At 70.6% G+C, this 2,392-nt stretch carries 1 protein-coding gene and 1 pseudogene; both read left to right on the forward strand.

Annotated features, from left to right (window positions below; all coding sequences use genetic code 11):
* Nucleotides 1–376, forward strand: a pseudogene (locus AB0J52_RS36530) (hypothetical protein); the annotation flags it as partial.
* Between the two features lie 325 nt (nt 377–701).
* Nucleotides 702–2,063 carry a gamma-glutamylpolyamine synthetase GlnA2 gene (glnA2, locus tag AB0J52_RS36535; protein ID WP_500187484.1) on the forward strand — a complete coding sequence of 454 codons (1,362 nt, stop codon included), beginning with the start codon at nt 702–704 and terminating at the stop codon, nt 2,061–2,063.
* Nucleotides 2,064–2,392 lie beyond the last annotated feature (329 nt).

The raw sequence follows: 2,392 nt of genomic DNA on the forward strand, positions 1-2,392 counted from the left end.
CGTCATGCTGTTCGACGAGCCGACGTCCGCGCTCGACCCGGAGCTGGTCGGGGACGTCCTCGGCGTCATGCGCGCGCTGGCCGGCGAGGGCATGACCATGGTCGTGGTCACGCACGAGATGAGCTTCGCCCGCGAGGTCGCCGACCGGGTCGTGTTCATGGACGGCGGCGTCGTGGTCGAGCAGGGCCCGCCGGACCGCGTGATCGCGAGCCCGGAGCACGAGCGCACGCGGACGTTCCTCGCCCGCGTCCTGGATCCGGCCGCCGCGCGCGTCGGCGAGGTGGACGGCCTGGAGCCCCCGCCGGGAACGGGCACCGGGGACTCGGTGCCGAGGACCCCTCCGCTGCGGATCGCGAGGAACCGGCATTCCGAATGAGTCGCCATGAAACGGCCCCCGACCTGGGCGTTGGCCGGGGGCCGGGGGTAAGCGCCAGGTAAACCAGGGTAAGCATGGGGTGTGGAGACGCTGCTGCGCCCGGGGTGTCCGCCCTGTGACAGAGTGGGCGTCGCGGGGCACCATGTCCGTGACGCCCGGGAATGCTCATGCAGCCCGCATAGGCGGCGTTTTCGCTGGGTACGCCGCCGCCGGGACGGGCTCGGCGACGTAACGTCGCGGTAACAGCGGCCGGTCATACTGCAAAGTGCCGGACCCGGCGTCCACCACCACCTGCCGGGGACGGCGTCGCACGAGGGAGAGGGCTTTGGACCGACAGCAGGAGTTCGTGCTGCGCACGCTGGAGGAGCGGGACATCCGCTTCGTCCGGCTCTGGTTCACCGACGTGCTCGGCTTCCTGAAGTCCGTGGCCGTCGCGCCCGCCGAACTGGAGGGGGCGTTCGGCGAGGGCATCGGCTTCGACGGCTCGGCGATCGAGGGGTTCGCTCGGGTCTACGAGGCCGACATGATCGCCAAGCCCGACCCGTCCACCTTCCAGGTGCTGCCATGGCGCAGCGAGACGCCCGGCGCGGCCCGGATGTTCTGCGACATCCTCATGCCGGACGGCACGCCGAGCTTCGCCGACCCGCGCTTCGTCCTCAAGCGGGCGCTGGCCCGCGCCGCCGACCTCGGGTTCACCTTCTACACCCACCCCGAGATCGAGTTCTTCCTGCTGCAGAACCGGCCCGAGGACGGCCGCGAGCCCGAGCCGGTCGACCAGGGCGGCTACTTCGACCACACCCCGCACAGCGCCGCGCACGACTTCCGGCGCAACGCGATCATGATGCTGGAGTCGATGGGCATCTCGGTGGAGTTCAGCCACCACGAGGGCGCGCCCGGCCAGCAGGAGATCGACCTGCGGTACGCCGACGCCCTCACCACCGCCGACAACATCATGACGTTCCGGCTGGTCATGAAGGAGGTCGCGCTCGAACAGGGCGTGTACGCCTCGTTCATGCCCAAGCCGTTCACCGAGCACCCGGGCTCCGGCATGCACACCCACATGTCGCTGTTCGAGGGCGACAAGAACGCCTTCTACGAGCCGGGCGCGGAGTTCCAGCTCTCCAAGGTCGGCCGCGCGTTCATCGCGGGCGTGCTCCGGCACTCCGCCGAGATCACCGCCGTCTGCAACCAGTGGGTGAACTCCTACAAGCGGCTGTGGGGCGGCGTCGGGTTCTCGGCGGGCGCGGGCGGCGAGGCCCCGTCCTACATCTGCTGGGGCCACAACAACCGGTCGGCGCTGATCCGCGTCCCCATGTACAAGCCGGCCAAGGGCCACTCGACCCGCATCGAGTTCCGCTCCCTGGACACCGCCGCCAACCCCTACCTGGCGTTCGCGGCGATCCTCGGCGCGGGCCTCAAGGGCATCGAGGAGGGCTACGAGCTGCCCCCGGGCGCCGAGGACGACGTGTGGGCCCTGACCTCGGCCGAGCGCCGCGCGATGGGCATCGAGCCGCTTCCCCAAAGCCTGGACGAGGCGATCCGCGCGATGGAGCGCAGCGAGCTGATGGCGGACGTCCTCGGCGAGCACGTCTTCGACTTCTTCCTGCGCAACAAGCGCCAGGAGTGGGAGGAGTACCGCCGCCAGGTCACCGAGTTCGAACGCCGCCGCCTCATGGCCGTCCTGTAGGCGCTGCTCAGCGGTCCGGGACAGCCGTCACGTCACCAGTTGGCGAGGTCGTATCCGGCGTCCACGACGTACGGCTTACCGCTCGGACAGGCGGCAAACGCCACCGTCTCGGCGCCGGATCGTGGGTCGGCTCCAGATCGGCACCGGTTCGGGCCGGGCGTGTTGCGTGATCTTGTAACGCTCTCCGTGTCCGGGCGGCCTCGGCGGATTACGGTGGTCGGGTGAGCACGCCGAGCGCGCAGGACCGCCGCCCGTTACCCTCGCTGCCGACCAGGCTGGCCCGGCTGGGCTTCGGTGACCCGGCCGGGGCCGAACGCCAGCTCGCCACA

The organism is Spirillospora sp. NPDC049652 (genome assembly GCF_040675125.1).
Classification (GTDB): domain Bacteria; phylum Actinomycetota; class Actinomycetes; order Streptosporangiales; family Streptosporangiaceae; genus Spirillospora.